General features: G+C 69.6%; 27 protein-coding genes. 9 read left to right on the top strand and 18 right to left on the bottom strand.

What is annotated here, in order from left to right:
• Nucleotides 1-715: 715 nt before the first annotated feature.
• Nucleotides 716-1,375: a ribulose-phosphate 3-epimerase gene (gene rpe, locus QQJ79_RS11085; protein ID WP_284222995.1), complete on the bottom strand. Its 660-nt coding sequence runs from the start codon at nucleotides 1,373-1,375 to the stop codon at nucleotides 716-718.
• Nucleotides 1,376-1,477: 102 nt separating this feature from the next.
• On the opposite strand from rpe, the gene QQJ79_RS11080 reads away from it, so the two are divergent.
• Nucleotides 1,478-1,942, top strand: coding sequence for an OsmC family protein (locus tag QQJ79_RS11080; RefSeq protein ID WP_284222994.1), 465 nt, complete (start codon nucleotides 1,478-1,480; stop codon nucleotides 1,940-1,942).
• On the opposite strand, the gene QQJ79_RS11075 is transcribed toward QQJ79_RS11080, so the two are convergent.
• The 3 genes from QQJ79_RS11075 to QQJ79_RS11065 all read right to left on the bottom strand — a co-directional run bounded on the left by QQJ79_RS11075 (nucleotide 1,939) and on the right by QQJ79_RS11065 (nucleotide 4,997).
• On the bottom strand, nucleotides 1,939-2,694 hold the full coding sequence (locus QQJ79_RS11075) for a dienelactone hydrolase family protein (RefSeq protein ID WP_284222993.1): 756 nt from the start codon (nucleotides 2,692-2,694) through the stop codon (nucleotides 1,939-1,941). The genes QQJ79_RS11080 and QQJ79_RS11075 overlap by 4 nt on opposite strands.
• 92 nt (nucleotides 2,695-2,786) lie before the next feature.
• Entirely contained in the window at nucleotides 2,787-4,391 is a 1,605-nt protein-coding gene (gene purH / locus QQJ79_RS11070) for a bifunctional phosphoribosylaminoimidazolecarboxamide formyltransferase/IMP cyclohydrolase (RefSeq protein ID WP_284222992.1), read from the bottom strand.
• An 81-nt stretch (nucleotides 4,392-4,472) separates the two neighbouring features.
• Nucleotides 4,473-4,997 carry a prolyl-tRNA synthetase associated domain-containing protein gene (locus QQJ79_RS11065; protein ID WP_284222991.1) on the bottom strand — a complete coding sequence of 175 codons (525 nt, stop codon included), beginning with the start codon at nucleotides 4,995-4,997 and terminating at the stop codon, nucleotides 4,473-4,475.
• 53 nt (nucleotides 4,998-5,050) lie between these two features.
• Between QQJ79_RS11065 and QQJ79_RS11060 the strand changes: the two genes are divergently transcribed.
• Nucleotides 5,051-5,791: a DUF6065 family protein gene (locus QQJ79_RS11060; protein ID WP_284222990.1), complete on the top strand. Its 741-nt coding sequence runs from the start codon at nucleotides 5,051-5,053 to the stop codon at nucleotides 5,789-5,791.
• 104 nt (nucleotides 5,792-5,895) lie between these two features.
• Here the strand turns inward: QQJ79_RS11060 and QQJ79_RS11055 are convergent, their stop codons facing one another.
• The 7 genes from QQJ79_RS11055 to htpX all read right to left on the bottom strand — a co-directional run bounded on the left by QQJ79_RS11055 (nucleotide 5,896) and on the right by htpX (nucleotide 11,367).
• Complete coding sequence (locus QQJ79_RS11055; protein WP_284222989.1) at nucleotides 5,896-6,444, bottom strand: CC0125/CC1285 family lipoprotein; 549 nt, start codon at nucleotides 6,442-6,444, stop codon at nucleotides 5,896-5,898.
• Nucleotides 6,445-6,526: 82 nt separating this feature from the next.
• Complete coding sequence (locus tag QQJ79_RS11050) at nucleotides 6,527-7,159, bottom strand: LysE family translocator (protein WP_284222988.1); 633 nt, start codon at nucleotides 7,157-7,159, stop codon at nucleotides 6,527-6,529.
• 79 nt (nucleotides 7,160-7,238) lie between these two features.
• Complete coding sequence (locus QQJ79_RS11045; protein ID WP_284222987.1) at nucleotides 7,239-7,823, bottom strand: hypothetical protein; 585 nt, start codon at nucleotides 7,821-7,823, stop codon at nucleotides 7,239-7,241.
• Nucleotides 7,824-7,933: 110 nt separating this feature from the next.
• Nucleotides 7,934-8,386 (bottom strand): hypothetical protein, encoded by a 453-nt coding sequence (locus tag QQJ79_RS11040; protein ID WP_284222986.1) that lies wholly within the window; start codon nucleotides 8,384-8,386, stop codon nucleotides 7,934-7,936.
• An 86-nt stretch (nucleotides 8,387-8,472) separates the two neighbouring features.
• Nucleotides 8,473-9,705 carry an argininosuccinate synthase gene (locus QQJ79_RS11035; protein ID WP_284222985.1) on the bottom strand — a complete coding sequence of 411 codons (1,233 nt, stop codon included), beginning with the start codon at nucleotides 9,703-9,705 and terminating at the stop codon, nucleotides 8,473-8,475.
• Nucleotides 9,706-9,801: 96 nt separating this feature from the next.
• A complete protein-coding gene (locus QQJ79_RS11030; RefSeq protein ID WP_284222984.1) occupies nucleotides 9,802-10,359 on the bottom strand; it encodes a hypothetical protein in 558 nt (185 codons plus the stop codon).
• A gap of 51 nt (nucleotides 10,360-10,410) precedes the next feature.
• A complete protein-coding gene (gene htpX, locus QQJ79_RS11025; RefSeq protein WP_284222983.1) occupies nucleotides 10,411-11,367 on the bottom strand; it encodes a zinc metalloprotease HtpX in 957 nt (318 codons plus the stop codon).
• 87 nt (nucleotides 11,368-11,454) lie between these two features.
• Here htpX and QQJ79_RS11020 point away from each other — a divergent pair, with 87 nt between their 5' ends.
• The 3 genes from QQJ79_RS11020 (at nucleotide 11,455) to QQJ79_RS11010 (ending at nucleotide 13,284) form a co-directional block, all read left to right on the top strand.
• Nucleotides 11,455-11,691: a DUF1674 domain-containing protein gene (locus QQJ79_RS11020; protein WP_284222982.1), complete on the top strand. Its 237-nt coding sequence runs from the start codon at nucleotides 11,455-11,457 to the stop codon at nucleotides 11,689-11,691.
• 58 nt (nucleotides 11,692-11,749) lie between these two features.
• Nucleotides 11,750-12,253, top strand: a complete 504-nt coding sequence (locus QQJ79_RS11015) for a hypothetical protein (protein WP_284222981.1) — start codon at nucleotides 11,750-11,752, stop codon at nucleotides 12,251-12,253.
• 137 nt (nucleotides 12,254-12,390) lie between these two features.
• Complete coding sequence (locus QQJ79_RS11010) at nucleotides 12,391-13,284, top strand: hypothetical protein (RefSeq protein WP_284222980.1); 894 nt, start codon at nucleotides 12,391-12,393, stop codon at nucleotides 13,282-13,284.
• A gap of 5 nt (nucleotides 13,285-13,289) precedes the next feature.
• On the opposite strand, the gene pyrF is transcribed toward QQJ79_RS11010, so the two are convergent.
• Entirely contained in the window at nucleotides 13,290-14,006 is a 717-nt protein-coding gene (pyrF, locus tag QQJ79_RS11005) for an orotidine-5'-phosphate decarboxylase (RefSeq protein ID WP_284222996.1), read from the bottom strand.
• A 103-nt stretch (nucleotides 14,007-14,109) separates the two neighbouring features.
• Here pyrF and QQJ79_RS11000 point away from each other — a divergent pair, with 103 nt between their 5' ends.
• Both QQJ79_RS11000 and QQJ79_RS10995 read left to right on the top strand, forming a co-directional pair.
• Nucleotides 14,110-14,808 (top strand): MarC family protein, encoded by a 699-nt coding sequence (locus QQJ79_RS11000; RefSeq protein ID WP_284222979.1) that lies wholly within the window; start codon nucleotides 14,110-14,112, stop codon nucleotides 14,806-14,808.
• 3 nt (nucleotides 14,809-14,811) lie between these two features.
• Nucleotides 14,812-15,195: a DUF1801 domain-containing protein gene (locus QQJ79_RS10995; RefSeq protein ID WP_284222978.1), complete on the top strand. Its 384-nt coding sequence runs from the start codon at nucleotides 14,812-14,814 to the stop codon at nucleotides 15,193-15,195.
• On the opposite strand, the gene QQJ79_RS10990 is transcribed toward QQJ79_RS10995, so the two are convergent.
• Nucleotides 15,192-16,004, bottom strand: a complete 813-nt coding sequence (locus QQJ79_RS10990; protein ID WP_284222977.1) for an SDR family NAD(P)-dependent oxidoreductase — start codon at nucleotides 16,002-16,004, stop codon at nucleotides 15,192-15,194. The two genes, QQJ79_RS10995 and QQJ79_RS10990, sit on opposite strands and share 4 nt — an antisense overlap.
• A 1-nt stretch (nucleotide 16,005) precedes the next feature.
• A complete protein-coding gene (locus QQJ79_RS10985) occupies nucleotides 16,006-16,476 on the bottom strand; it encodes an Rrf2 family transcriptional regulator (RefSeq protein ID WP_284222976.1) in 471 nt (156 codons plus the stop codon).
• Nucleotides 16,477-16,708: 232 nt separating this feature from the next.
• Here QQJ79_RS10985 and QQJ79_RS10980 point away from each other — a divergent pair, with 232 nt between their 5' ends.
• Together QQJ79_RS10980 and QQJ79_RS10975 are read left to right on the top strand one after the other, a co-directional pair.
• Nucleotides 16,709-18,697, top strand: coding sequence for a potassium transporter Kup (locus tag QQJ79_RS10980; protein WP_284222975.1), 1,989 nt, complete (start codon nucleotides 16,709-16,711; stop codon nucleotides 18,695-18,697).
• Nucleotides 18,698-18,744: 47 nt separating this feature from the next.
• On the top strand, nucleotides 18,745-20,091 hold the full coding sequence (locus tag QQJ79_RS10975) for an RsmB/NOP family class I SAM-dependent RNA methyltransferase (RefSeq protein WP_284222974.1): 1,347 nt from the start codon (nucleotides 18,745-18,747) through the stop codon (nucleotides 20,089-20,091).
• Here QQJ79_RS10975 and QQJ79_RS10970 read toward each other — a convergent pair whose 3' ends face one another.
• The 4 genes from QQJ79_RS10970 to QQJ79_RS10955 all read right to left on the bottom strand — a co-directional run.
• On the bottom strand, nucleotides 20,092-20,778 hold the full coding sequence (locus QQJ79_RS10970; protein WP_284222973.1) for a GNAT family N-acetyltransferase: 687 nt from the start codon (nucleotides 20,776-20,778) through the stop codon (nucleotides 20,092-20,094). It abuts the gene before it with no gap.
• Between the two features lie 67 nt (nucleotides 20,779-20,845).
• The gene (trpS, locus tag QQJ79_RS10965; RefSeq protein WP_284222972.1) at nucleotides 20,846-21,895 is read right to left on the bottom strand and encodes a tryptophan--tRNA ligase; all 1,050 of its coding nucleotides are present in this window, start codon (nucleotides 21,893-21,895) and stop codon (nucleotides 20,846-20,848) included.
• The gene (gene murJ / locus QQJ79_RS10960; protein ID WP_284222971.1) at nucleotides 21,895-23,490 is read right to left on the bottom strand and encodes a murein biosynthesis integral membrane protein MurJ; all 1,596 of its coding nucleotides are present in this window, start codon (nucleotides 23,488-23,490) and stop codon (nucleotides 21,895-21,897) included. The genes trpS and murJ overlap by 1 nt, the downstream gene beginning before the upstream one ends.
• Before the next feature lie 32 nt (nucleotides 23,491-23,522).
• Nucleotides 23,523-23,975: ACT domain-containing protein (locus QQJ79_RS10955; RefSeq protein WP_284222970.1), on the bottom strand; the 453-nt coding region annotated here is incomplete at its 5' end.

Here is a 23,975-nt window from a genome sequence, read left to right as displayed (position 1 = left end):
GACTGGAGTTCAGACGTGTGGCAGCCCGCCACGGCCGCGGCGGTCAGCCGTTCCGCGCTTCCGGCCAGACCGCCCGGCGGCCGCAACAGTTGCCGTCCCTGACGCCCGAGAATATCGGCGAGCCTCAGCCGCTCGGCCTCGGTCGCGACCTGTCCCATCCGCCGTGCGGCGCAGGCGAGGTTGAGGGTGCGCCGCGCCAGGACTTCCGGCCCCCAGGCGAAGGGCGACCAGCGCGCAAAGGCTGCGCCCCAGGCCAGGGTCAGGCGCACGGCCTCGCGCGCCCCGCGTTCGCCCTGCTGCATCAGCGACGGCAGCCAGGCGAAGGCGTGAAGCTCGGTGGCGAAGGCCCGGCTCGGGCTCGGGCGGTTCCACGGATCCTCGGGCGCCGCGGCCTCCAGGCTGGAACCGGCGAGAATAAAGCGGCCGTCCACCACGCCCTTGCCGGCGGCCGGATCGGCGGGCCGGAAATCGCGGGGGGTGGCGGCGAAGGCCTGAACCGGACGGCCTTTCAGCGTCAGGCTGTAGCCGGGCAGGCCGTACAGTTCGATCCACAGCTGGCGGGTCAGCATCCGGCCGACGACGGCCGGCCACAGGCCGGGGCCCGTCGCGGCGCCCGTGGTCCGGACCGGAGTACGCATCGGCGCGCCGCGCAGGCCGGGAATCTCGCCGGGCGGCGGAGCATCGGCCTCGCTACGGGGGAAGGAGCCGAGCAGGTTCACGCGGATTTCAGCGCCTGGATGTTGGCGGCATAGGCCGTCGGCCCGCCGCGGAAGACGGCCGTCCCGGCCACGAGCGCATCGGCGCCGGCGGCGACGCAGGCCCCGGCGTTGGCGGCGGTGACCCCGCCGTCGACCTGCAGATGCGCTTTCGACCCGGCGGCGTCGAGCAGGGCGCGGGCCCGCTCGATCTTGCGCAGGGTGGACCCGATGAAGGATTGGCCGCCGAAGCCCGGATTGACCGACATCAGCAACACCAGATCGACCAGGTCGACGACGTCTTCGAGTACGACGAGCGGCGTGCCGGGGTTCAGCACCACGCCCGCCCTGGCCCCCAGCTGGCGGATCCGGCCCAGGGTGCGGTGCAGGTGCGGGCCGCTTTCCGGGTGGACGGTCAGGATATCGGCCCCGGCCTCGCGATAGGCTTCGAGCCAGGGGTCGACGGGCGCGACCATCAGATGGACGTCGAACGGCAGTTTCGTGTGCGGCCGCAGGGCCTTCACCACATCGGGGCCGATCGTGATGTTCGGCACGAAATGGCCGTCCATGACGTCGACATGGATCCAGTCCGCGCCGGCGGCGTCCAGCGCGCGAATTTCTTCGCCCAGCATGGCGAAGTCGCTGGCGAGGATGGACGGACAGATGAGGGGCGCGGCCATGGACCGGGGATAAGGCGGGTCGCGGGCGGGAGCAAGGCGCGGTCTGGGTTTCGCCGCCGCGCCGGGCTACACGGTTCGGTCATCGGCTTGCGGAGGACCGTCATGAGCGAACATCTGGCTACCGTCGAATGGAGTCGCGGCGATCAGGATTTCACCGGCGCCCGCTACTCGCGCGCCCACGACTGGCGCTTCGACGGCGGAGCGGTGGTGCGCGGCTCGTCGGCGCCGTCCGCCCTCGTGCCGACGCCGCTGTCGGATCCGACCGCCGTCGACCCGGAGGAGGCGCTGGTCGCGGCCCTGAGCAGCTGCCACATGCTGTTTTTCCTCGCCTTTGCGGCCAAGGCGGGCTTCACCGTCGATTCCTACCGAGATGAGGCGGTCGGGGTTCTGGGGCGCGACGAACGCGGCAAGACCTCGATCACCTCGGTGGCGCTGAGGCCCGCCGTCGTGTTCTCCGGCGCCCAGACGCCCGACGCCGCAGCCATCGACGATCTGCACCACCGGGCTCACAGCGCCTGTTACATCGCGAATTCGATCCGCGCGGAAGTCACGATCGAGCCGCGCTAGACTCCGGGGGCCACCGCCACGTCGTTCAGCAGGGCGACGAATCGTCGCTCGGCCTCGGCCGCCAGTTCGGGATGGTAGCGCATCGGGGGCGCGGTCATCGGCTCGTCGAAACTGTGAGTGCCGTCGGCGATCCAGGTCTCCACATCGGCCCCGCAGTTGCGGACCATGTCGTGAACCCGCTCGGCGTTGCGCACGGTGGTCAGGTGGTCGGTGCGCGAGATCACCGCCACGGTCTTCGGACAATGCCGCCACGGCCGCATGCGATTGAAGGCGCCGATGCCGACGTAGGGATAGGCCAGCCAGGTTCCGACCACCCCGTCCAGCGGGACCGCGCCGGGGTCGGCGACGCCCAGCCGGCCGGCGGCGCGGTCCGAACTCATCGCCTCCATGATGCCCCAGCCGCCGTGGCTCCAGCCGGCGAGGACGATCTTTGACGCATCGACGTCGGGCCTTTGCGACACGCCATGCAAGGCGGCCAGCACGTCCCCCGCCCGCTGCGAGCCGTGCAGCAGGACGCCCGTGCAGACTATGGCCATGGCGAACTGCCGGCTCCAGCCGCGCGGGGCGTAGGAGTCGACGATGAAGGCGCGCCAGCCGGCCGCCTTCGCCGCCGCCGCGTATTTCGGCAGGTGGCCGCGCAGACCGCCGCAGCCGTGGAACAGGATCACAGCGGGGCGAGGGCGGTCGTCGTCGGGGCCGACGACGGTCACGTCCGGTTCGAGCATCGACCAGCGTTGGGAGAGGGTTTGCATGCTCGGACCTTAGTTATTCAGCGATCAGTAGCCACCCCCCGTCGCGCTCAAGCAGCAAGCCGCCGCGCGGCGAGCGTTGGCGCCCCCAAGGATCAGTGCCGGAACACCCGCACGCCCGTGAAGGCCATCGCCACCCCCGCCTCATCGGCGGCGGCGATCACTGCGTCGTCCCGGATCGAGCCGCCGGGCTGGATCACCGCCGTCGCGCCGGCGGCGACCGCTTCCAGAAGGCCGTCGGGGAAGGGGAAGAAGGCTTCAGAGGCGCAGGCGCTCCCTTGCGCGAGCGAATGGGCCAGACCCTTGGCCTCGCCGGCCTCGCGGGCGCGGATAGCGGCGATGCGGGCGCTGTCGCGGCGGTTCATCTGGCCGGCGCCGATGCCGGCGGTCTGGCCGTCCCTGGCGTAGACGATGGCGTTGGACTTGACGTGTTTGGCCACGGTGAAGGCGAACAGCATGTCCTCGATCTCCTGCGGCGTCGGCTGGCGGCGGGTGACGATCTTCAGGTCGGCGGGCGCGATGCGGCTGCGGTCGCGCGACTGGACCAGGAAGCCGCCGGCGACCGAGCGGAACACCTCGCCGGCCGCCAGCGGGTCGGGCAGGCCGTCGGTCAGCAGCAGACGCAGGTTCTTCTTCGCCGCGAATATGGCCTGCGCCTCCTCGTCGGCGCCGGGGGCGATGACGACCTCGGTGAAAATATCGGTGATCAGCCGGGCGTCGGCGCCGGTCAGGGTGCGGTTGACGGCGATCACGCCGCCGAAGGCCGAGACGGCGTCGCATTCCAGCGCCCGGGCATAGGCCTCGGCCAGGTCGTTTCCGACCGCCACGCCGCAGGGGTTGGCGTGTTTGACGATGACGCAGGCCGGGGCCTCGAACTCGGCGACCAGCTCATAGGCGGCGTCGGCGTCGGCGATGTTGTTGTAGCCCAGCTCCTTGCCCTGCAGCTGGCGCGCGTGGGCGACGCCGGGGCGCGCATCCCCGGTGCGGTAGAAGGCGCCGGTCTGATGCGGGTTCTCGCCATAACGCAGGGTCTGGGCCAGCGAGCCGGCGATGGATTTGCGCGCGGGGGCGGCGTCCCCGACCTGGCCGGCGAACCAGGCCGAGACGGCGGCGTCATAGGCGGCGGTGCGGGCGAAGGCGCGCGCGGCCAGTCTCTTGCGCAGCGCCAGGGTGGTGGCGCCGTCGGCCTTGAGGGCCTCCAGCAGCTCGGCGACCGAGGCCGGGTCGACGCAGACGGCGACATAGCCGTGGTTCTTCGAGCCGGACCGGATCATGGCCGGGCCGCCGATGTCTATGTTCTCGACCACGGCGTCGAAGCCGGCGCCGGAGGCGACGGTGGATTCAAACGGATAGAGGTCGACCCAGACGATATCGATCGGCCCGATGCCGTGGGTCGTCATGGCCTCGGCATGGTCGGCGGCGTCGCGCACGCCCAGCAGGCCGCCGTGGACCACCGGGTGCAGGGTCTTGACCCGGCCGTCCATCATCTCGGGGAAGCCGGTCAGGTCGGCGACGTCCTTCACCGGCAGGCCGAAGCCGGCGAGGGCGGCGCGGGTGCCGCCGGTCGAGACCAGTTCGACGCCGAGGCCGTGCAGGGTCCGCGCCGCGTCCTCCAGCCCGGTCTTGTCGGACAGGGAGATCAGGGCGCGCTGCGGCGCCACGCGGTCCGGCGCGGGGGGAAAGTCGGGAGCGGCGGGCATGGCGGCGTCCGTATGCTGGCGTGGGGGTCGGGGAGACGCGCGCCCTCTAGCATCCCAAGCGCCGGGATAGAACCGCCGCGCTCAGATCAGATTTCCAAAATCCGCCACCACCGGCTCCCGCCCGATCAGCCTGAGGAATTTGCGGAAGCCCGCCTGCGTCAGCGCCGTCGTCGCCGTATTGGTCAGGGGGTGGAAGTTGACGATGTCCGCGTCCCACAGGGCCTTGTCGAGGACGAAGGTCACGCGCCGGTCCGGGTCGTTGATCAGGCCGAGCGCCGTGACCGAGCCGGGGCGGACGCCGAGGGTCTCCCACAGCAGGGCCTCGTTGCCGAAGCTGAGGCGGGCCGAGCCGATCCATTTGTCGGCCCGCTTCAGGTCCACCACCGTGTCCTGACGGGCCGAGATCAGCCAAAGCCGGCCCTTCTTGTCTTTCAGGAACAGGTTCTTGGTGTGGGCGCCGGGCATGGCGGCCTTGAGCTCCAGCCCCTCCTCGACGCGGAAGACGGCGGGGTGGTCATGCGTCGTCTGCTCCACGCCGTTGGCCGCCATCCAGCCCAGCAGGCGGTCGCGATCAAACGCGGGTTCGGTTGGCTTGTCTTCGGTCATGCGGCGCCGCTAGGGATGCAAACACGTCCCTCGATACCGCCCGGAGGCCCGCCTTGGAACTGGAATGCTATCCGATGACGGCGACCCCGCCCGACCTCGTGCCGGGGCGGCAGTCGCGCAACTGGATGGACGCCTTCGCCAGCCGCCACCCCTATCGCTGCCTGCCGCTGAACATGGCCAACACCACGGGCTGGGAGATCCTGTGCCCGCTGACCTTCACCGCGGAATGGAACGGCGGACCCAGCCAGGCCGACATCGTCATCACGCCCGAGCGGCCGAACGCCAATCTGACCCATGTGGTGACCTCGCATTTCTCGCGCGGGGTCCTGACCATGCATCCCCAGTATCTGTTCCGCACTCCGCCGGGCTGGGGCCTGCTGGCGGGCGGGTCGCCCAATCACATGAAAGACGGCATCCAGCCGCTGACCGGGCTGATCGAGACCGACTGGCTGCCCTTCCCCTTCACCATGAACTGGCTCTTCACCCGTCCGGGCCGGGTCAAGTTCGAGAAGGGCGAGCCCTTCTGCTTCATCACCCCGATCGAGCACCGCAAGGTCGAGACCATGCAGCCGGTGATCCGGACGCTGGAATCCAACCCGGTCATGCACGGACAGTTCGAGGCCTGGAACCGGGCCCGCACCGACTTCAACAAGCGGCTGGCCTCGGGCGATCCGGACGCGGCCAAGGAGGCCTGGCAGCGCTACTATTTCAAGGGCGAGGTGCCCGAGGATCTGGGCGTCGCGCCCGACACCCACGTGAACAAGCGCCGGCTGAAGTCGCCGCGGATCGGGTGAAGGAGTGGCCAGTGGCTAGTGGACAGGAAGGGCTCGGCTTATGAACGAACCGCCAACCACTCCGCCAATCTGGCCACTAGCCACTAGCCACTAGCCACCCCGCCTCACATCGGCCGCGTCACCCGCGGCCCGAGGTTCTGGATCACCTCGCGGGCGTCGAAGGCGTTCGGATCGCCGGCCGGCTTGGCCCCGCGACCCATGATGATCTCGGCCGAGGCCTCGAAACGGTCGATCTCTCGCACGTCGAATTCGCGGCCGAAGGGATCGCCCCAGGGACTCCACAGGCCACGGCGCTGATAGCGCCACGCCGGGCCCCAGAAGGGGCTGTAGCGGTCGCGGTAAAAGGGGTCGGGGATCCCCTGGAAGCGGACGTCGCGGTCGGTGGCGCGGTTGACCGTGGAGAACCAGTCATAGCCGCTCTCGGCGGTCACTTCGGCGGCGCGCAGCAGCAGGGCCATCTCGACCTGTTCGCGCGATGTGACGGAGTTGCCGGCGAAGCTGACGCGGTAGCGGTCGGCGTCCACCCGCTGGTCGGAATAGCCATAGCGGCTGTCGACGCCGGCCGGGCCGTAGGGGGTGGCCGTGGCGCAGGCGGACAGGGCCAGAGCCGCCGTCGCCGCCAGAAGCGCGGGCTTGAGGAAACGAAGTCTCATTGGAACTCTCCTTGACGCGACAGTGCGCGCCCTTTCGGCTGAACGGGAGATGAACGGCGCGGTTCCGGATAGGATCAAGTCGTTATAAACGCGAAACAATTAACACGGCGGCGGCCAGCAGAAGAATGCCGGTCAGGAGGGCGAAACCCTTGCGGAAGCGCGGCTCGCTCATGCGCCGGGCCAGGGCTGCGCCGCCCAGACCGTAGGCGGACATGGCGAGGACGTCCATGCCGATGGTGGCGAGGGCGAACAGGGCCAGTTGAGGCGCCGCGGGACGCGTCACATCCATGAACGGCGGCAATACGGCGGTGAAGAACAGCACCGCCTTGGGGTTGGCGATCTGGACCATGAAGCCGTCCACGATGGCGCTGCGACCCATGCGGATGGCCGGCGCGTCGGGATCGGAGGCATTGCGGAAGGCGCCGCGCAGGGCGTTGATCCCCAGCCAGGCCACATAGAGGGCGCCGCCGATCGAGATCAGGCGGAAGACCTGCGGAAAGGCGATCACGAGGGCGCCGAGGCCCAGCGCCGCCGCTCCGAACCACACCAGTGTGGCGGCGTTCATCCCGACCACGCCGGCCATGGCGGCGGCCTTGCCTCGCTGGACGCCGTTGGCGACCGAAAACAGATTGGCCGGCCCCGGCGTGACGGCCATGACCGTCATGACGCCGAGGAAGGTCAGATAAAGATGCGGGTCGACGGGCAGGCTGGCCATGGCCGTCCTGTCGGGCCGGCGAGGGCTCCGGTCAAGTGTGCGGCGGGTTCAGGCCTTGGGCGGGCGGCCTGGCCCGGGCTCAGTCGTCCTGGTCGTGGTCGGGAGCCGCTTCGTCGGCTTCGGCGGCCGCTTCCTTGGCCTCCTCGACGGCGGCCGCGACCTCGCCCTCCACCTCTTCGATCGAGTCCATGGCCGAGCCGAGCGCATAGTCGGCCATCAGGCCATAGGTGGCCATGTGCTCGGGATCGTTGGAGGCCCAGGCGCCGTTGGCGGCCATGCCGTGCGCGCCGGCCAGGGCTCCCGACAGGGCGCCGGAGGTCTCGACCTCGGCGAGGGCTTCGGCGACCACCGCCTCAAGATCGATTCCCGCCAGGGCCTCGGCGGCGATGGTCGCGGCGTGTTCGGAGACGACGGCGGTGAAGGCGCTCACATCGGGCTGGTATTCGGCCCAGAGGGCGGCGATGCGCGTTTCGCGCTGCGCCTCGGTCAGGCTCGCGTCCTCGGCGATGGCTTCCGCGCGTTCGCCGAACGCCTCCATCCGGGCCTCAAAGGCTTCGGCGGCGGATTCGATCGCGTCTTCCGACGGACCGCGCGCCTCCTCGGCGACGGCGGCCGACATCGGCAGCAGGGCGAGGGCGGCGGCGAGGGACAGGGCCTTGATCATGGCGGCGCTCCGTATGAGGTCGCCGCCAAGGTCCGCCGAACGTCGCTCGGCCTCAAGTGAAATCGCGGTAAGGCGGCGGGTCTGCGCCCGCCGCCTTCCGGATCAATGAGTTACTGCGGAGCGGGCGCTGCAGCGCCGGCGGCGGCTGCCTGAAGGAGTCCGGCCTTGATGGTCGCGGGCGCGCCCATGATCTGACCGCGCAGCATCGGACCCATCTGCGCCATCTGCGCCTGGCCTTCCGGAGGCATGACGGGCAGCTGGGAGGTGATGAAGGCGTCCAGCTCATTGGCGAAGGCCTCGGCCTGCGGCTGATAGCGGGCCGCGATGGCGTCCATGTCGGCGTTGGCCCTGGCCTGATCCGCGCCGGCGGCGGTGAGGGCGGTCTGCATCTCGCCCTGCATGGCGACCATGGCCTGCTGGAAGGCCTGGGCCTTGGCTTCGAACGCGGCTTCGGCCTGGGCCGCTGCGGCGACGGCCGGGTCGGCGGTGGGCGCATCCTGGGCGAAGGCGGGGGCCGAGAAAGCCAGAACGGCCGCGGCGGCGAGGGCGATACGAAGAGACATGACAGGGTCCTGGAAAGGTCAGGGGAGCCTATGCTCCCGCTGACAAGGTGGCGCCGATCCCTCGAAAGCGCGAGGGGCCGGCAGATCTAGCCGCGGTCGCGCGCGTCCCGCTTGCCCAGCACCCGCAGGCGCAGGGCGTTCAGCTTGATGAAGCCGGCGGCGTCCTTCTGGTCATAGGCCACGGCGCCGTCCTCGAAGGTGACCAGTTCCTGATCGTACAGGCTCTCGGCGCTCTCGCGGCCGATGACGGTGGCGTTGCCCTTGTAGAGCTTGACCCGGACCGTGCCCGACACCTTCGTCTGCGAGTGGTCGATGGCGGCCTGCAGCATCTCGCGCTCGGGCGAGAACCAGAAGCCGTTGTAGACGAGGTGGGCGTATTTCACCGCGAGCTCGTCCTTCAGATGCATGGCGCCGCCGTCCAGGGTGATGGACTCGATGCCGCGGTGGGCGGCCAGCAGGATGGTTCCGCCGGGGGTCTCATAGACGCCGCGCGACTTCATGCCGACGAAGCGGTTCTCGACCAGATCCAGGCGGCCGATGCCGTTGTCGTGGCCGTACTGGTTCAGGGCGGTCAGCAGGGTCGCCGGCGACATGGCCTCGCCGTTGATCGAAACCGGGTCGCCCTTCTCGAAGCCGATGGTGATGACGGTGGCCTTGTCCGGCGCGTCCTCGGGGCTGAGGGTGCGCTGGTGCACGAACTCGGGGGCCTCGACCGCCGGATCCTCCAGCACCTTGCCCTCGCTGGACGAGTGCAGAAGGTTGGCGTCGACGCTGAACGGGGCCTCGCCGCGCTTGTCCTTGGCGATCGGGATCTGGTGCTTCTCGGCGAAGTCGAGCAGGTGCTCGCGCGACTTGAAATCCCACTCGCGCCACGGCGCGATGACGCGGATGTCGGGCTCCAGCGCATAGTAGCCGAGCTCGAACCGGACCTGGTCGTTGCCCTTGCCGGTGGCGCCGTGACAGACGGCGTCGGCGCCGACCATGCGCGCGATCTCGATCTGGCGCTTGGCGATCAGCGGCCGCGCGATCGAGGTGCCCAGCAGATACTGGCCTTCGTACAGGGCGTTGGCCCGGAACATCGGGAAGACGTAGTCCCGCACGAATTCCTCGCGCAGATCGTCGATGAAGATGTTCTCTTCCTTGATGCCCAGCTTCAGCGCCTTCTCGCGCGCCGGCGCCAGCTCCTCGCCCTGGCCGAGGTCGGCGGTGAAGGTCACGACCTCCGCGCCGTATTCCGTCTGCAGCCATTTCAGGATGATGGAGGTGTCGAGGCCGCCGGAATAGGCGAGGACGACCTTCTTGGGCGCGGACTGGGTCATGACGGGTCTTTCGGCGAACGCGGGGAGGCGTTTGGAACGTGTGCGCGCGCTTAAAGGACCAGATGCCCCGCGATGCAAGGGCGGGAATGCGGCCGTTCAGAACCTGATGCGTCCGCCACGCAGAACCGGGGGCTCCGACCTCGCGCTTGCCTGGGCCTCGGCCATGTCGGCGAACTCCTTGGCAAGTTCCAGAACGACCTTTGCCCACCACGGCATCTTGTTCTCCAACACGTCCTTTAGACTACTGAGAACCGAGGATCCGATGCCCAGATAGCGGCTCAAATCAGCGAACAGGCGTCGGGTTGATCGGGTCCGATCCGGCGCCGGGTTGCGAAAATTTCCGGCCATCGTTGTCTTCAACAGCAGATTCGGGCCGGTCAGACCATTCACCCGAAGGGCCGGCTCATAGAGAGGCCAGTCGTTCCTCAGCGCCAGAATTGCCTGGGACAAGCTGGCATCGACGCCGTCTTCGAACGCCGCCCGCGCCAGACTCCGGAGCTCAGTATCGGGGAAAAGAATCGAACCCTCGACCTCAGGGTTCACGCCCTCTCCCGTGGTCCAGGCATCCAGATCGGCCTGAAGCTCAATGAGAAAGCCGACGAGAAGGTTCTGGTCCGTAGGGACCTGAGGCTCACCGATTTCCGAGAATGTCATTTGCGCCCCCTAACCCGAGGCTGCCATGAGCCCGCCTCGGAATCGAGGGGGTCAGCCCCAGGGACCCGGTCGGTTCGCGGAGGTGGTCGGCACGCTGGTCGTTGTGACTGGCGGGGCTGCTTCGGCGAAAGGCGCACGGTGCGGCGCGACGCCCATCGTCAGCCCCAGCGCCATCAGCGCCTTCACCCGGTTGCCGGTCGCCGGATGGGTCGAGAACAGGTTGTCGGCGCCGCGTCCGGCCAGCGGGTTGATGATGAACAGCTGGCCCGAGGCCGGATTGCGCTCTGCCGTTGGGTTGACGATGCGGCGCGCGTGGCCGTCGATTTTCTGCAGGGCCGAGGCGAGGGACTGGGCGTCGCCGGCGATTTCGGCGCCGACGCGGTCGGCCTCATATTCGCGGCCGCGGCTGATGGCCAGCTGCACCAGACCGGCTGCCATGGGCGCGAGGATCATCAGGGCCAGCGTCCCGATAATGCCGCCCGGCCGCTCGCGGTCGTCGCCGCCGCCGAAGAACATCGCGAAATTGGCAAGCGCCGCGATGGCGCCGGCGACCGTCGCTGTGACCGTCATGGTCAGGGTGTCGCGGTTCTTCACATGGGCCAGTTCATGCGCCATCACCCCGCGGATTTCCTCGCGGGTGAGCATGTCCAGCAGGGCGGTGGTGGCGCAGACGGCGGCGTTGGCGGGGTTGCGGCCGGTGGCGAAGGCGTTGGGCTGGTCATTGGGGATGATGGCGATGACCGGGCGCGGCAGATCCGCGTCGCGCGCCATCTGCACCACATCGGCGACATAGGTGCGCACCACGGCGTTGGGATGCTGTTCGTCGACCGGCTGGGCCCGGTACATCTTCAGGACGATCTTGTCGGCGTTCCAGTAGCTGAACAGGTTCATCCCGCCCGCCAACACCAGGGCGATCAGCATGCCCGTCGGTCCGCCGATCAGATAGCCCAGGCCGACGAACAGGGCGGTCAGGGCCGCCAGCAGGGTGAAGGTCTTGAGGTGGTTCATGGTCCGAAATATTCGATCACAACTGGCGCCGGACAGGCGAACCCATCATGTGTGCGGATCAACGCCCAGGCTCAAGGCGAGGCCGCTGTGACCGATCATCCCACCCCCGACGAAGCCGCCCCTCCGGCCTTCAACGCCGATGTGCCGCACGCCACGGCGGAACGACCCCTGACCGGGGCCGCGCGCCGCGCCCTTCTGGAGGCCGCGGAGCGCCGGGCGGCGGAGGGGGGGGGCGACCTGCCGACCGAACACGGCGGTCCGCGCGGACCCGAGCCGACCCGCTACGGCGACTGGGAGAAGAAGGGTCTGGCGGTCGATTTCTGACGCGGGCGAACGAAGGCGGGCGAACGGCGTTAACCGTGTCATTCAGGAGACGCGCCCGATGATCCGCACCCTCGCCGCCGCGGCGGCCTTCGCCACCCTCGCCCTCGCCGGCGGCGCCGCCGCACAGACCTGGGGCCAGCCGGTCTATCTCAACGCCTATGGAAGGCCGGTCGGCGGCAGTCCGTTGTCCGAGGTCGAGACCCGGTCCTATGTCGAGACCGGCCGCTGGGCGGACGGATACTCTGACCGCCCGCACGTCTATGTGCCCGCGCCCGGATACGGATACGGCTACGGCCACGGCCACAGCCACAGCTATGGCCAAGGTCGCTACGGGCAGGGTCGCCACGGTCACGGTTACGGCGGAGGAGGCAGCCGCCATGCCCGGGAACGCGGCGGCTACGACTACAGCCGTTACGATCCGCCGTCGCGGCCCGGCTATCGCGACGAGTGGGGCTACAATGACGACCGGCCGCCTTCGGCGCGGCGGTGGTCCGATGACGGGGGGCCGCGGCGCCGCGAGCGGGATTGCGGCTGCGACGATGTCTACCTCTACGATCGCTGAGGGGACGTTGCTGCGACCCGAAAGGTTAATTTAAGGGCCTGTCGGGGAAAGTCGGGGGCCGGGTTTCGCCCGCTCGGTGCAATCTGAACCCTTTGTATTCCATAGGCTTAGAACGGCTCCATACGGGAGTCCGCGCCATGCGAATGATTAACCTTGCGGCCGTCGCCGCCCTTGCACTTCTGGCGGCCAGCCCGGCCTTCGCCGGCGACCGGCGCGGCGGCGGCCATCCCGGCGGCGGCCCGAGCTGTGGCGTTGGGTGCGGCGGCGGTCATCAGCCGCCGCCCTACACGCCGCCTCCCTCTCACGGCGGCGGCTTCAACAGCAATATCAATGTGAACGTCAACGCCAACGCCAACGCCAGCGCGAACGCCTTCGCCGGGGCCTCGGCGGGCGGCTATTTCAACGCCCGGACCTATGACATGGGCGGCTTCCGGGGCGGCGGCTACGGCGGCGGCACGGTCTATGTCGGCGGCGGCTATGGCGGGGACGGCGGCGGCTGCTACGGCGGATGCGGCGGCGCGATCTACACTGAAGAGGTCTATGAGGGCCGGACCTGCGCCAGCGCGCCGTTCGGCTATGTGGTCTACGGCTTCGGCCGCAACGGGCGACGGGCGCCGGCCTGCGTGGCGAACACCGGCGGGTGCCAGGTCGATGTCGACCGCGGCGGCCGCTACGGCCACAGCGAGCGCCACAGCTGCGGCGGCGGCCGTCGTGAGGACTACGGATCGTACGAGGAGTCAGGTTCGTACGAGAGCTACGGGTCCTATGAGAGCCGGGAAGAGTATCGCGAGGAAACGTCGTACGGCGGCGGCTACACCTATGTGGATGGCGGGTCGTCTTACGGCGGCCGCGACTGTGACTGCGATCATGGCGGGGGCCACGACTCAGCCCCCTATCCGCCGCCCTATATCCCCGAACCGCCCCGCTATGAGCCGCCGGCTCCGCCCGCGCGGCCGTACCGGCCGGAGCGGCCCCGTCCGTCCCAGCCGCCCCGCCAGCGCTACAGCCAGGAGCCCGGCGAGCGCGGCTGATTGATCTAGAGGGCGATCCCGTCGATCGATTCGACGATGGCCGAGGCCGCCAGCAAGGGATTCTCCGCCCCGACCACCGGCCGGGCCACGACCAGATGGGTGGCGCCGGCCTCCAGAGCCGCGCGCGGCGTGGCGACCCGCTGTTGATCGCCCTTGTCCGCGCCCTCGGGCCGGACCCCCGGCGTGACGATCAGGAAGTCGGGCCGCCCGGCCTCATCGGCGAGCTGGCGCACCCGCCCCGCCTCCAGCGGGCTTGAGACCACCCCGTCGACGCCGCAGTCCAGCGCCTGACGCACCCGCCGCTCGACCAGATCGCGGGCCGAAAAGCCGTAGCCGATGTCGCCGAGGTCGGCGTCCGACAGGCTGGTCAGGACGGTGACGGCCAGAAGCTTCGTGCCCGACCCGGCCGCGTCGCGTCCCTTGACCGCGCCGCGCATCACCTGCGGCTCCGCGTGGACGGTCAGCAGGTCGCAGCCGCCGTCGGCCACGGCGCGGGCCGCGCCTTCGACCTGGGCCCCGATGTCATGCAGTTTCCAGTCCTGGAACACGGTCTTGCCCGCTGCGCGCAGCTCATGGGCGAAGGCGACGCCGCCGGGCCGGGCCAGAAGGGTCAGGCCGACCTTGTAGGCGCTGATCGTCGCGCCGAGGCGGTCCACCATGGCCCGCGCCGCCTCGAGAGAGGGCAGGTCGAGACCGACGATCAGGCGCGGGTCGGTCAGCACGGGGGTCATGGCGTCGCTCCTTTGATGCGGTCAGGGGTGGACGCGCGGGCGCGTCTCAGCCTTGATGGCCGCCGGACGGTGAATTGCAGGGCGAGGTCAGCACATGGACGCGGTCGATCTGGGCGTCAACCTGTTCGTGGCGCTGTTCGCCCTGGTGGATCCGATCGGCAATATCCCGATCTTCGCCGCCGCCACGGCTGGCGCCTCCATGCGCCAGCGGCTCTCGGTCTCGGCCCTGATCTGCATCTTCATCGTCATCTTCCTGTGCTTCTTCTTCTTCACCGGCCTGGGGCTGCTGCAGTTTTTCGGCATTTCGCTGGCGGCCTTCCGCATCGCCGGCGGCATCCTTCTGCTGCTGCTGGGCCTCGACATGACGCGCGAGGACTTCCTCAAGATGTTCGCCGACCCCGATGCGGTGAAGGACGCCCAGGACGACCACGGCTATGCCCGCCGACGGTTCCAGCGGCTGGTCGTGCCCTTCGCCATGCCCCTGCTGATCGGTCCCGGCGCCATCTCGACCATCATCATCCAGGCGGGCGAGGCCGAGAAAGTCGGTCCCGCCGGTCAGGCGGCGGGGGTGGCGGCCATCGTCGCGGCGGGCTTCGCCACCTTCATCTGTTTCACCCTCACCGGCCCGATCAGCCGCCTGCTCGGCGAGATCGGCATGGCCATCATCGTGCGGGTGCTGGGCCTGATCCTGTGCGCCCTGGCCATCCAGTTCATCCTGGCGGGCCTGTCGGAAGCCATTCCCGGCATGTTCAGCAGCATCGCCACGACGCCGTATCCGGACGCGGGGCACTAGAGAGTGGCCAAGGGGCCGACGGTCGAGTCCTGGCTGGCGGCGCAGGCCCCCGATATCCGGAGCGCGGTCGAACGTCTGCGCGCCATGGCTCTCGACGCGGGCGACGGTGTCACCGAACACATCAAATGGAACGGGCCGAGCTTCTGCATCGACGGCGACGACCGGATCACCGTGGGTCTCGCGCCCAAGGGCGGCGTGCGGGCCATCCTGCACCGCGGCGTCAAGGTGAAGGACGCGGCAGACTTCGTCTTTCCGGATGAAACGGGCATGATCCAGTGGGCTGCAGCGGACCGCGGCGTCGTCACCTTCGCGGATGAAGGCGCCATCGCCGCCAACGCAGAAGCCTTCGCGGACATCTGCCGGCGCTGGTTTGAAGCGACCCGCTAGATCCGCTTCAGCCGTTTGGCGTGGCCGCCGACCATGCCCAACGCGACGCGATCGGGCAGGTGTTTGGCCAGGCCGGCCAGAAGATTGTTCATGACGCCCGGGGTGACTTTCGGCCGGTTGGCCTCGCAGGCCTCATATCCGACCCGCGCGACATGGTCGGCGGTCTGCCACATCCAGGCCGGATAGGCTGACGACACCTGTTCGCGGGTGCCGTTGGCGTCGTGGAACTCCGTCAGGGTGTAGCCGGGGCACAGGGCGGTGACGTGGACGCCGGTCCCGCGCAGTTCCAGATGCAGGCCCTGCGACGCCTTGATCAGGAAGGATTTGATCGGGCCGTACAGGGTGTCGCCGCCTGTCGCGGGCATCTGGCCGGCGAGAGAGGCGACATTGAGGATGCGGCCGAAGCCCCGCTCGACCATCCCGGGCGTAAACAGCCGCGCCAGCTCCACCGGCGCGGCCAGCATGACCTGGATCATCGCCTTGTGAGCCGCCGGATCGGTGTTGAGAAAGCCGTCGGTCCGGCTGAAGCCCGCATTGTTGACCAGACCGTCGACCGTCAGGCCTCTGGTCCGGATCGCGTCGAACAACCGGCGCGGGGCGGCGGGATCGGCGAGGTCCCCGGTCAGAATGGTGGACGCCGCGCCCGTGCGGGCCAGTTCCTCGGCCAGGGCCTGCAAAGGCGCCTCGCGCCGGGCCGTCAGGATCAGGTCCCAGCCCTTTTCAGCATAGACCCGCGCCAGGGCCGCGCCGATGCCGGCCGAGGCGCCGGTGATCAGCGCCACGGGCCGCGGCCGCGACGGCAGGCTCATCTCAGGCGGCGACCGGGCAGGAGGCGTGCGGCGCGAAGGCCGCCAGAGAGGCCGGGTCCTGGTCCAGCAGATCGGCGATGGTGATCTTGGACAGGGCCTGGCCCGCGGCCTGATCGGCGGCGGTCAGGGCCTTGGCCACCTGACGGGGTATGTGTTCGCTGACCGGGCAGCCCTTGGCCCCGGCGGGCGGCGAGCCGAGGTGGGCGCAGCCGTTGACGGCGCGCAGCACGGTTTCCAGCGAAATGTCCTGTGGTTCGTGCAGCAGCCAGGCGCCGCCCGAGGCGCCGGGACGGGTGGCGATCAGCCCGGCCTTGGCCAGCAGGGCGGTCACCCGGCGCACCACGACGGGATTGGTCGGGATCGAGGCGGCCAGAATCGCGCTCGGCACGGCCTGGGCCGGCGAGATCGCGCCCTTGTGGGCCAGATAGGCCAGGGCGTGGGCGGCGACGGGAAAGCGTTGGCTGTCGGACATGATGTGGCCTCAAGATAGGCGCGCGGGGCGGCTTTCACAAACCGGGCCATTCTGGCGGGCCGCGGTCGGGGTATCCCGTCCCATAGCCTGTCCCCGGGGCGACCCCGGTCGGACCCCGGGGCGGCCAGGAACCTTCGCGCTTGCAGCACGATTGAACGGCCTGCGGAAAGGGCTTAAAGGCTCGCCGCTCTTTGGATGGGAACCGCGGTGTGCGGGGTCCCGGAGGAACTTCATGGCCGGGGCTTCTCCCCAAGGTGAAGACGGCGCCAGCGCCGCCGCCTCAAACTCCCAGTCTTCCGCCGACAAATCGGTCGCCCCGGCCCATCCGCATCCCGCGGCGGCCGGCGAGGGCGGTCACGTCAAGGCCGGCAAATGGGGGCTGATCATCGGCGCCATCGGCGTGGTGTTCGGCGACATCGGCACCAGCCCGCTCTACGCCATGCGCGAGGCCCTGCATCACAGCCGCAGCGGCGGCGCGGATGAGCTGGCCGTCCTGGGCGTGGTGTCGCTGGTCTTCTGGGCGCTGTTGCTTGTCGTGACGCTGAAATACGTCGTCTTTCTGATGAAGGCCGACAACAAGGGCGAGGGCGGCACCCTGGCGCTGATGGCCCTGGCCCAGCACGCCATCGGGCGGCGCTCCGGCCTGATCTTCATTCTCGGCGTCTGCGGCGCCGCGCTGTTCTACGGCGACGGGGTGATCACACCGGCCATTTCCGTCGTTTCGGCGGTCGAGGGTCTTCGCGACGCGCCGGGCCTTGGCGCCGCCCTCAGTCCCTATGTGGTGCCCATCGCGGCCGGCATTCTGATCGCCCTGTTCCTGATCCAGTCGCGGGGCACAGCCAGCGTGGCGCGCTTCTTCGGCCCCCTGACCCTGGTCTGGTTCCTGATTCTGGCGGGGCTGGGCGTCTATCACATCTTCGACGACCCCTCGATCCTGCGGGCCCTGTCGCCGCACTACGGCGTGCTGTTCCTGTTCGACAACGGCTTCCTCGGCTTCGTCATTCTCGGCAGCGTCTTCCTCGCGGTCACGGGGGCCGAGGCCCTCTATGCGGACATGGGCCATTTCGGAAAGGCGCCGATCCGGCTCGGCTGGCTCTGGTTCGTCCTGCCCTGCCTGACCCTCAACTACCTCGGCCAGGGCGCGCTCGTGCTCGACAACCGCGCCGCCGTGGCCAATCCCTTCTGGATGATGGTCCCGGAGGTCGTCTACTGGCCGGTTCTGATCATGGCCACCATCGCCACCGTCATCGCCTCGCAGGCGGTCATCACCGGGGCCTTCTCCGTGACCCAGCAGGCGGTGCAGCTGGGCCTGCTGCCGCGCATCGACATCCGCAACACCTCGGAAAGCCAGGCCGGCCAGATCTTCGTGCCCTCGATCAACATGATGCTGATGGTGGGGGTGCTGGCCCTGCTGGTGACCTTCCAGACCTCGACCAATCTGGCGGCCGCCTACGGCATCGCCGTGACCGGTTCGATGTTCGTCGACAGCCTGTTGGCCTGGTTCATCGTCCGCAAACTGTGGAAATGGAGCCTGCCCCTGTCGCTGGCGGCCATCAGCCCGCTGGTGGCGATCGACCTGGTCTTCCTGACCTCCAACATGCTGAAAATCCCGCAGGGGGCCTGGTTCCCGCTGGTGCTCGGCGCGGCGCTCATCCTGCTGATGTGGACCTGGGTGCGCGGCACCCAGATCCTGACCACCAAGACCCGCAAGGACAGTCTGCCGCTGACCGATCTGATCGAGATGCTGCGGGCGCGTCCGCCCCACCGCGCGCCGGGCACGGCCATCTTCCTGACCTCGGACCCCGACGTCGCCCCGGTCGCTCTCATGCACAATCTCAAGCACAACAAGGTGCTGCACGAGAAGAACGTCATCCTGACCGTGCGCACGACCGACCGGCCGCGCGTGCCCGACAGCGAGCGCGTCACGATCGAGCCCATCTCGGACGACTTCAAGAAGCTGACCATCTCCTACGGCTTCATGGAGCAGCCCAATATTCCCAAGGCGCTGGGCGTGTGCCGCAAACAGGGTCTGAAGTTCGACATCATGTCGACCAGCTTCTTCCTCGGCCGCCGCTCGGTGGTCGCCTCGGCGTCACAGGGCATGCCTTTGTGGCAGGACCGGCTGTTCATCTTCCTGACCCGCAACGCCGCCAATCCGACCGACTTCTTCCATATCCCGCCCGGCCGGGTGGTCGAGCTGGGCACGCAGGTGGTGGTTTGACCCGGGGACCGGACCAGGGGCGCAGCTCCGCCGCCCGCGGCCGGCGCATGGCTGACAAGGCCCGGGCCGGAACCCGCCCCCCGAAGCCCCGGGTCGCGGATCCCCGTGACGACGGCCCCGACATCGGCGTCGAGGCCCGACTGGCCGCCGGCGTCTTGCTGAACGCGGCGCTGGAAGGCCGGGGCGGACTGGATACGGCCCTGTCGTTCCGCGAGGTCTCCGACCTGCCGGGTCCCGACCGGGCCTTCGCCCGCGCCGTGGCCATGGCCGCCCTGCGCCGCCTCGGCGAGATCGACCAGATCCTGGACCGCAAGCTGCAGAAGGCCCCGCCGCTGGCGGTGCGCACCATCCTGCGCGTGGCCCTGGCCCAGACCCTGGTGCTCGAGACCCCGGCCTTCGCCGCGGTCTCGACGGCGGTGAAACTGGCCGAGCGCGAGACCAAGACCCGGCCCTACAAGAATCTGGTCAACGCCGTCCTGCGCGGAATCGAGCGCGAGGGCCCCGGCCTGACCACGGCCGAGTCCAACCTGCCTGAGTGGCTGGCCGCCCGCTGGCGGGCCACCTATGGCGAGGCCACCCTGACCGGACTGGCCCTGGCCGCCCGTGAGGAGCCGTCGACGGACCTGAGCCTGAAACCCGACGTGGACGCGGCCGCCGTGGCCGAAGCGCTGGACGGCGAAGTCCTGGCCGGAAACACCATCCGCACCGGCCGTCGCGGCGACCTGGCGACCTGGCCGGGGTTCGACGACGGGATCTGGTGGGTCCAGGACGCCGCCGCCGCCGTGCCCGTCCGCCTGCTGGCGCCCAAGGCCGGCGAATCCATCGTTGATTTCTGCGCTGCGCCCGGCGGCAAGACGCTGCAGATCGCCGCCTCCGGCGCTTCGGTCGTGGCGCTGGACCGGTCGGCTCCCAGGCTCAAGCGCCTGACCGAGAACCTGCAGCGCACCGGCCTGTCCGCCGAGGTCTTCGCCGTTCCCGCCGAGGACTGGGACGATCCGCGCACCTTCGACGCCGTCCTGCTGGACGCGCCCTGCACCGCCACCGGCACCTTCCGCCGCAACCCGGAAGTCCTGCGGGCCACCAAGCCGGCCGATGTCGCCAAGCTGGCGGACGTCCAGCACCGTCTGCTCGACGCCGCCGCTGAACGGGTCAAGCCGGGCGGGCGTCTGGTCTATTGCGTCTGCTCGCTGGAACGCGAGGAGGGCGAGACCCAGATCATCGCCTTCCTGCGCCGCAACCCGGCCTTCCGAACGGCGCCCGCGGTCCCCGCCGAGGTCGGTGCGCCCGACGAGGCCCTGACCTCCGAGGGCTGGCTGCGCATCCTGCCGTCGATGTGGGCGGAAAAGGGCGGGTTGGACGGCTTCTTCATCGCCCGGCTGGACCGCGTCGCCTGATCAGGCGGGCCTGTCGACCACCGTATAGGTGACGGTGGTCCGGACCCGGAAGCCCAGCGTCTCATAGAGGGCGATGGTCGCCGAATGCGCGGCATAGACGTGCAGGAAAGCCTGCTCGCCGCTCTCGAGGATCCGCTGCGTCACGATCCGCATCAGGGCCCCGGCATACCCCAGACCCCGGAAGTCGGGATGGGTGCAGACCCCGCTGACTTCGGTGAAGCCGTGGGGTTTCATCCGCTCCCCGGCCATGGCGACCAGCCGCCCGTCGTGTTTGATACCGATGAAGTCGCCCAACCGGTGGGTTTTCTCGAAGAAGGGACCGGGGACTGTCAGGGTCGCCAGCGCCAGCATCTCCGCCCCGTCCGCCTCCCCGAGCGGCTCGAAGGCGACCGTCTTGCCGCCCGGGGTCAGGGAGGAGGCGACCATCTGCACGCAGGAAGCCTGCGCCCGCACCACAGCGTCCGGCGGCAAAGGCATGACCCCGGCCTCGACCAGACCCATGCCGTTCGGCGAAATATTGAGCGCGCCCAGCGCCGCCGTGCTCTCCGCCGAGGCGTCGGCCGCCGCCGCGAACAGGGCGTAGATCGGGTCGAAACGCAGCGCCCGCTCGTCGCCGAGCGCCAGCGACGCCTGACGGCTGGTCAAGGCGCTCCAGACCGGGCGATCCAGGGGATGGGAAGGGCTCATCGGCCCTGTCTAGCGCAAGCGGCGCCGTTCGCCAGAGGCGGCGCAGCGCGACGTCCGAAAGCCGCCGTCAGCCCCTCCAGAAGCCGACGATCTTCTTGACCTCGTCCACCACGGGATCGGCGATGGCGGCGGCGCGTGCGGCCCCGTCCTTGAGGACCCGGTCGATCTCGGTCGGATCGGCCATCAGCCGGCGCATCTCGGCGCTGACCGGGGCCATGGAGGCGACGGCGAGGTCGGCGAGCGCCGGCTTGAAGGCGCCGAAACCCTGTCCGGCGAACTGCGCCAGCACCGCCTCGCGGCTCATGTCGGCGAGGGCGGCGTAGATGGTGACGAGGTTCTTCGCCTCGGCGCGGCCCTCAAGGCCTTCCAGGGTCTCGGGCAGGGCGTCCGGATCGGTGCGGGCCTTGCGGATCTTGGCGACGATCGTGTCGGCGTCGTCGGTCAGATTGATGCGCGACTGGTCCGACGGATCGGACTTGGACATCTTGGCGGCGCCGTCGCGCAGGCTCATGACCCGCGGCGCTGGCCCCTGGGTCAGGGGTTCGGGCAGGGGGAAGAAGCCGGGCGCGTTGAAGTCATTGTTGAATTTTGCCGCGATGTCGCGGGTCAGCTCCAGATGCTGCTTCTGGTCCTCGCCGGTCGGCACCTCGGTGGCCTTGTACAGCAGGATGTCGGCCGCCTGCAGCACCGGATAGGTGTAGAGGCCGACCGAGGCCCGCTCCTTGTGCTTGCCGGTCTTCTCCTTGAACTGGGTCATCCGGTCCAGCCAGCCGAGGCGGGCGACGCAGTTGAAGATCCAGGCCAGCTCGGAATGGGCCCTCACCGCCGACTGCGGGAAGATCACCGAGCGCGCCGGGTCGAGGCCGGACGCCAGATAGGCGGCGGCGATCTCGCGCGTCTGGGCGGTCAGCAGGGCCGGGTCCTGCCAGACGGTGATGGCGTGCAGGTCGGCCACGAACAGGAAGCAGGGCGCTCCCGTGTCCTGCAGCTGGGTGAAACGCTTCAGGGCGCCGAGGTAGTTGCCCAGATGCAGCGCGCCCGAGGCCTGGATGCCTGACAGGATCCGGCGAGGTCCCTGGTAGGCGAGGGGAGCGGCGGGGGAGGCGTCGTCGGTCATCAATCCAGTCCGGTCGGCGCGACTGCGCCCGGTTCACGCTTCAGGGTGGCCTTCAGTTCGGCCACGCTGACGGCGCGGAAAAGCACGATGCAGGCGCCATAGACAAGGGCTCCCGCGCCACAGACGACGAGGACGGCGATTTCCTTGGCCAGCAGGACGCGGCTCAGGGTCTCGTATCCGATCCCCGCGAGCGCCAGCAGGCCGGCCATCATGGCGCTGGCGGCCAGGACGCGGAGCAGCCGCGACAGGAAGACCGGAGAGGGCCGCCAGACGTTCTCGCGCATCAGGGTCCCGCCCAGCAGGCCGACATTGATCCAGGCCGAGAGGCTGGTCGCCACGGCGAGCCCCAGCACTCCGTCGACGCCCAGGCGGGACAGTCCGAAGAACAGGCCGGCGCCGACCACGATCGTGAAGATCACGGCGGCGATCGCGTAGAACATCGGCCGCCGGGTGTCCTCGCGGGCGAAAAAGGGCGGGGTCAGAACCTTGGCCAGGACGAAGGCCGGCACGCCCCAGGCGAACTGACGCAGCACGTCCGCCGTCCGGGCCGCATCCTCGCTGGTGAAGGCGCCGCGCGTCACGGTGGCGTCGATGACGAAATAGGGGATGACGAACAGGGCGACGGCGGCCGGCAAGGTGAAGGCCATCGCCAGGGTGATGCCGTCGTCCAGCGTCTTGCGCCCGCCTTCGTGGTCATCCGTGACGAAGGCCCGGGTCAGGCGCGGCACCAGGGCGAGTCCGATGGCGACCCCGATGAGGCCCAGCGGCAGCTGGTAAAGGCGGTCGGCGTTGTAGAGCACGGACCGGGCGCCCTCGTCCGACCCCGCCAGCATCTGGCTGACCACCGAATTGACCTGCATGGCCCCGCCGGCCATCGCGCCGGGCACGGCGAGGGCCAGCGCCCGCTTTACATTGGGCGTCAGCCGCGGCCACGACAGCCGGATCGTGATCCCGAGCCGTTGAACACCCCACCACAGCAGCCCCGCCTGGATCACGCCGGACAGGGTCACGGCGGCGGTCACCCACAGCAGCACCTGCGGCTGGCTGGCGGGGACCACATAGGCCGCCAGCAGCGGCGCAAGGGTGCACAGGTTCAGGAACACCGGCACGCCGGCCGACAGGGCGAACCGCCCGCCGGTGTTGAGCACGCCCGACAGCAGCGAGGCCACGGTCATACAGGCCAGATAAGGCATGGCCAGCTGGGTCGCGGTCACCGCCGTCTGCATGACCGCGGGCTGATCCCGATAGGCCGACAGCAACCACGGCATGATCCACGGCATCAGCACCTGCAGCAGGATGCAAAAGGCGGCCACCACGGCGAGCATGAAGGACATGGCCTCGGAGGCCGTCACGGCCGCCGCCTCGTCGCCTTCGCGGGCGCGGACACCGCCATAGACCGGCACGAAGGCCTGGGCGAAGGCGCCCTCGGCGAACAGGCGGCGGAACATGTTGGGCAACATCAGCGCCGTCGTGAAGGCGTCCATCATCGGCCCCTGGCCGAAGCGGGCGGCCAGCGCCATGTCACGGGCGAAGCCGAGAATCCGGCTGCCCAGGGTCAGGCTGGCTTGTACGAGGGTGTTGCGGGCGAGGCTCATCAGGGGCTCGGAAAAGCGGTTCGGATCAGCGCTTATCCTGCTTCCGGCGCGCGCGATACCAGGTCCGGCGCGGATGGCCGTCGACCCACCTCCGACACGTCGCGCAGGCTGGCCCGGACCGGGGCGGACAGCCGGGCTCCGGCCCGGTCCACACGGTCGAGCACAGCCTCAAGCTCGACCCTCAGCCGCTCCAGTTTCGGCCCCGGCTTCGGCTTCCGGCCCCTTGGATCGGTGACGTAGAAGCTGTCCACCGCCCGCTCGCCGAAGCCGGCGATATGGGCCGAGCGGATCGACAGGCCGTTGTCGGCCAGGACGCGGGCGAGGTCGGCCAGCAGACCCGGCCGGTCGGCGCCGGACACCTCGACCACGGCGGCGGTGGGGCTTTCATCCAGATCGACCATGGCCGTCGGCCGCACGTCGAAGGCGGCCCGGCGCGGACTGGGCGCCGCCGCCGGGGCCGGCGCGATCTTCGCTCCGCCGCGGGC

It is taken from the genome of Brevundimonas denitrificans (assembly GCF_030160755.1).
In the GTDB taxonomy this organism is placed as follows: Bacteria; Pseudomonadota; Alphaproteobacteria; order Caulobacterales; family Caulobacteraceae; genus Brevundimonas; species Brevundimonas denitrificans.
Note: the sequence above shows the minus strand (reverse complement) of the source record. Positions and strands in the feature narration are given on the sequence as shown.

Excerpts from the sequence above, each read along its gene's own strand:
- QQJ79_RS11000 (WP_284222979.1), top strand. The coding sequence starts at position 14,110 with ATGGACGCGGTCGATCTGGGCGTCAACCTGTTCGTGGCGCTGTTCGCC.
- trpS (WP_284222972.1), bottom strand. The coding sequence starts at position 21,895 with ATGACCGACGACGCCTCCCCCGCCGCTCCCCTCGCCTACCAGGGACCT.
- QQJ79_RS11080 (WP_284222994.1), top strand. The coding sequence starts at position 1,478 with ATGAGCGAACATCTGGCTACCGTCGAATGGAGTCGCGGCGATCAGGAT.
- QQJ79_RS10970 (WP_284222973.1), bottom strand. The coding sequence starts at position 20,778 with ATGAGCCCTTCCCATCCCCTGGATCGCCCGGTCTGGAGCGCCTTGACC.
- QQJ79_RS11045 (WP_284222987.1), bottom strand. The coding sequence starts at position 7,823 with ATGATCAAGGCCCTGTCCCTCGCCGCCGCCCTCGCCCTGCTGCCGATG.
- QQJ79_RS11075 (WP_284222993.1), bottom strand. The coding sequence starts at position 2,694 with ATGCAAACCCTCTCCCAACGCTGGTCGATGCTCGAACCGGACGTGACC.
- QQJ79_RS11010 (WP_284222980.1), top strand. The coding sequence starts at position 12,391 with ATGCGAATGATTAACCTTGCGGCCGTCGCCGCCCTTGCACTTCTGGCG.
- QQJ79_RS10990 (WP_284222977.1), bottom strand. The coding sequence starts at position 16,004 with ATGAGCCTGCCGTCGCGGCCGCGGCCCGTGGCGCTGATCACCGGCGCC.
- QQJ79_RS11055 (WP_284222989.1), bottom strand. The coding sequence starts at position 6,444 with ATGAGACTTCGTTTCCTCAAGCCCGCGCTTCTGGCGGCGACGGCGGCT.
- QQJ79_RS10975 (WP_284222974.1), top strand. The coding sequence starts at position 18,745 with ATGGCTGACAAGGCCCGGGCCGGAACCCGCCCCCCGAAGCCCCGGGTC.
- QQJ79_RS11065 (WP_284222991.1), bottom strand. The coding sequence starts at position 4,997 with ATGACCGAAGACAAGCCAACCGAACCCGCGTTTGATCGCGACCGCCTG.
- QQJ79_RS11030 (WP_284222984.1), bottom strand. The coding sequence starts at position 10,359 with ATGACATTCTCGGAAATCGGTGAGCCTCAGGTCCCTACGGACCAGAAC.
- QQJ79_RS11050 (WP_284222988.1), bottom strand. The coding sequence starts at position 7,159 with ATGGCCAGCCTGCCCGTCGACCCGCATCTTTATCTGACCTTCCTCGGC.
- QQJ79_RS11015 (WP_284222981.1), top strand. The coding sequence starts at position 11,750 with ATGATCCGCACCCTCGCCGCCGCGGCGGCCTTCGCCACCCTCGCCCTC.
- QQJ79_RS11035 (WP_284222985.1), bottom strand. The coding sequence starts at position 9,705 with ATGACCCAGTCCGCGCCCAAGAAGGTCGTCCTCGCCTATTCCGGCGGC.
- QQJ79_RS10980 (WP_284222975.1), top strand. The coding sequence starts at position 16,709 with ATGGCCGGGGCTTCTCCCCAAGGTGAAGACGGCGCCAGCGCCGCCGCC.
- QQJ79_RS10985 (WP_284222976.1), bottom strand. The coding sequence starts at position 16,476 with ATGTCCGACAGCCAACGCTTTCCCGTCGCCGCCCACGCCCTGGCCTAT.
- QQJ79_RS11040 (WP_284222986.1), bottom strand. The coding sequence starts at position 8,386 with ATGTCTCTTCGTATCGCCCTCGCCGCCGCGGCCGTTCTGGCTTTCTCG.
- rpe (WP_284222995.1), bottom strand. The coding sequence starts at position 1,375 with ATGGCCGCGCCCCTCATCTGTCCGTCCATCCTCGCCAGCGACTTCGCC.
- murJ (WP_284222971.1), bottom strand. The coding sequence starts at position 23,490 with ATGAGCCTCGCCCGCAACACCCTCGTACAAGCCAGCCTGACCCTGGGC.
- purH (WP_284222992.1), bottom strand. The coding sequence starts at position 4,391 with ATGCCCGCCGCTCCCGACTTTCCCCCCGCGCCGGACCGCGTGGCGCCG.
- htpX (WP_284222983.1), bottom strand. The coding sequence starts at position 11,367 with ATGAACCACCTCAAGACCTTCACCCTGCTGGCGGCCCTGACCGCCCTG.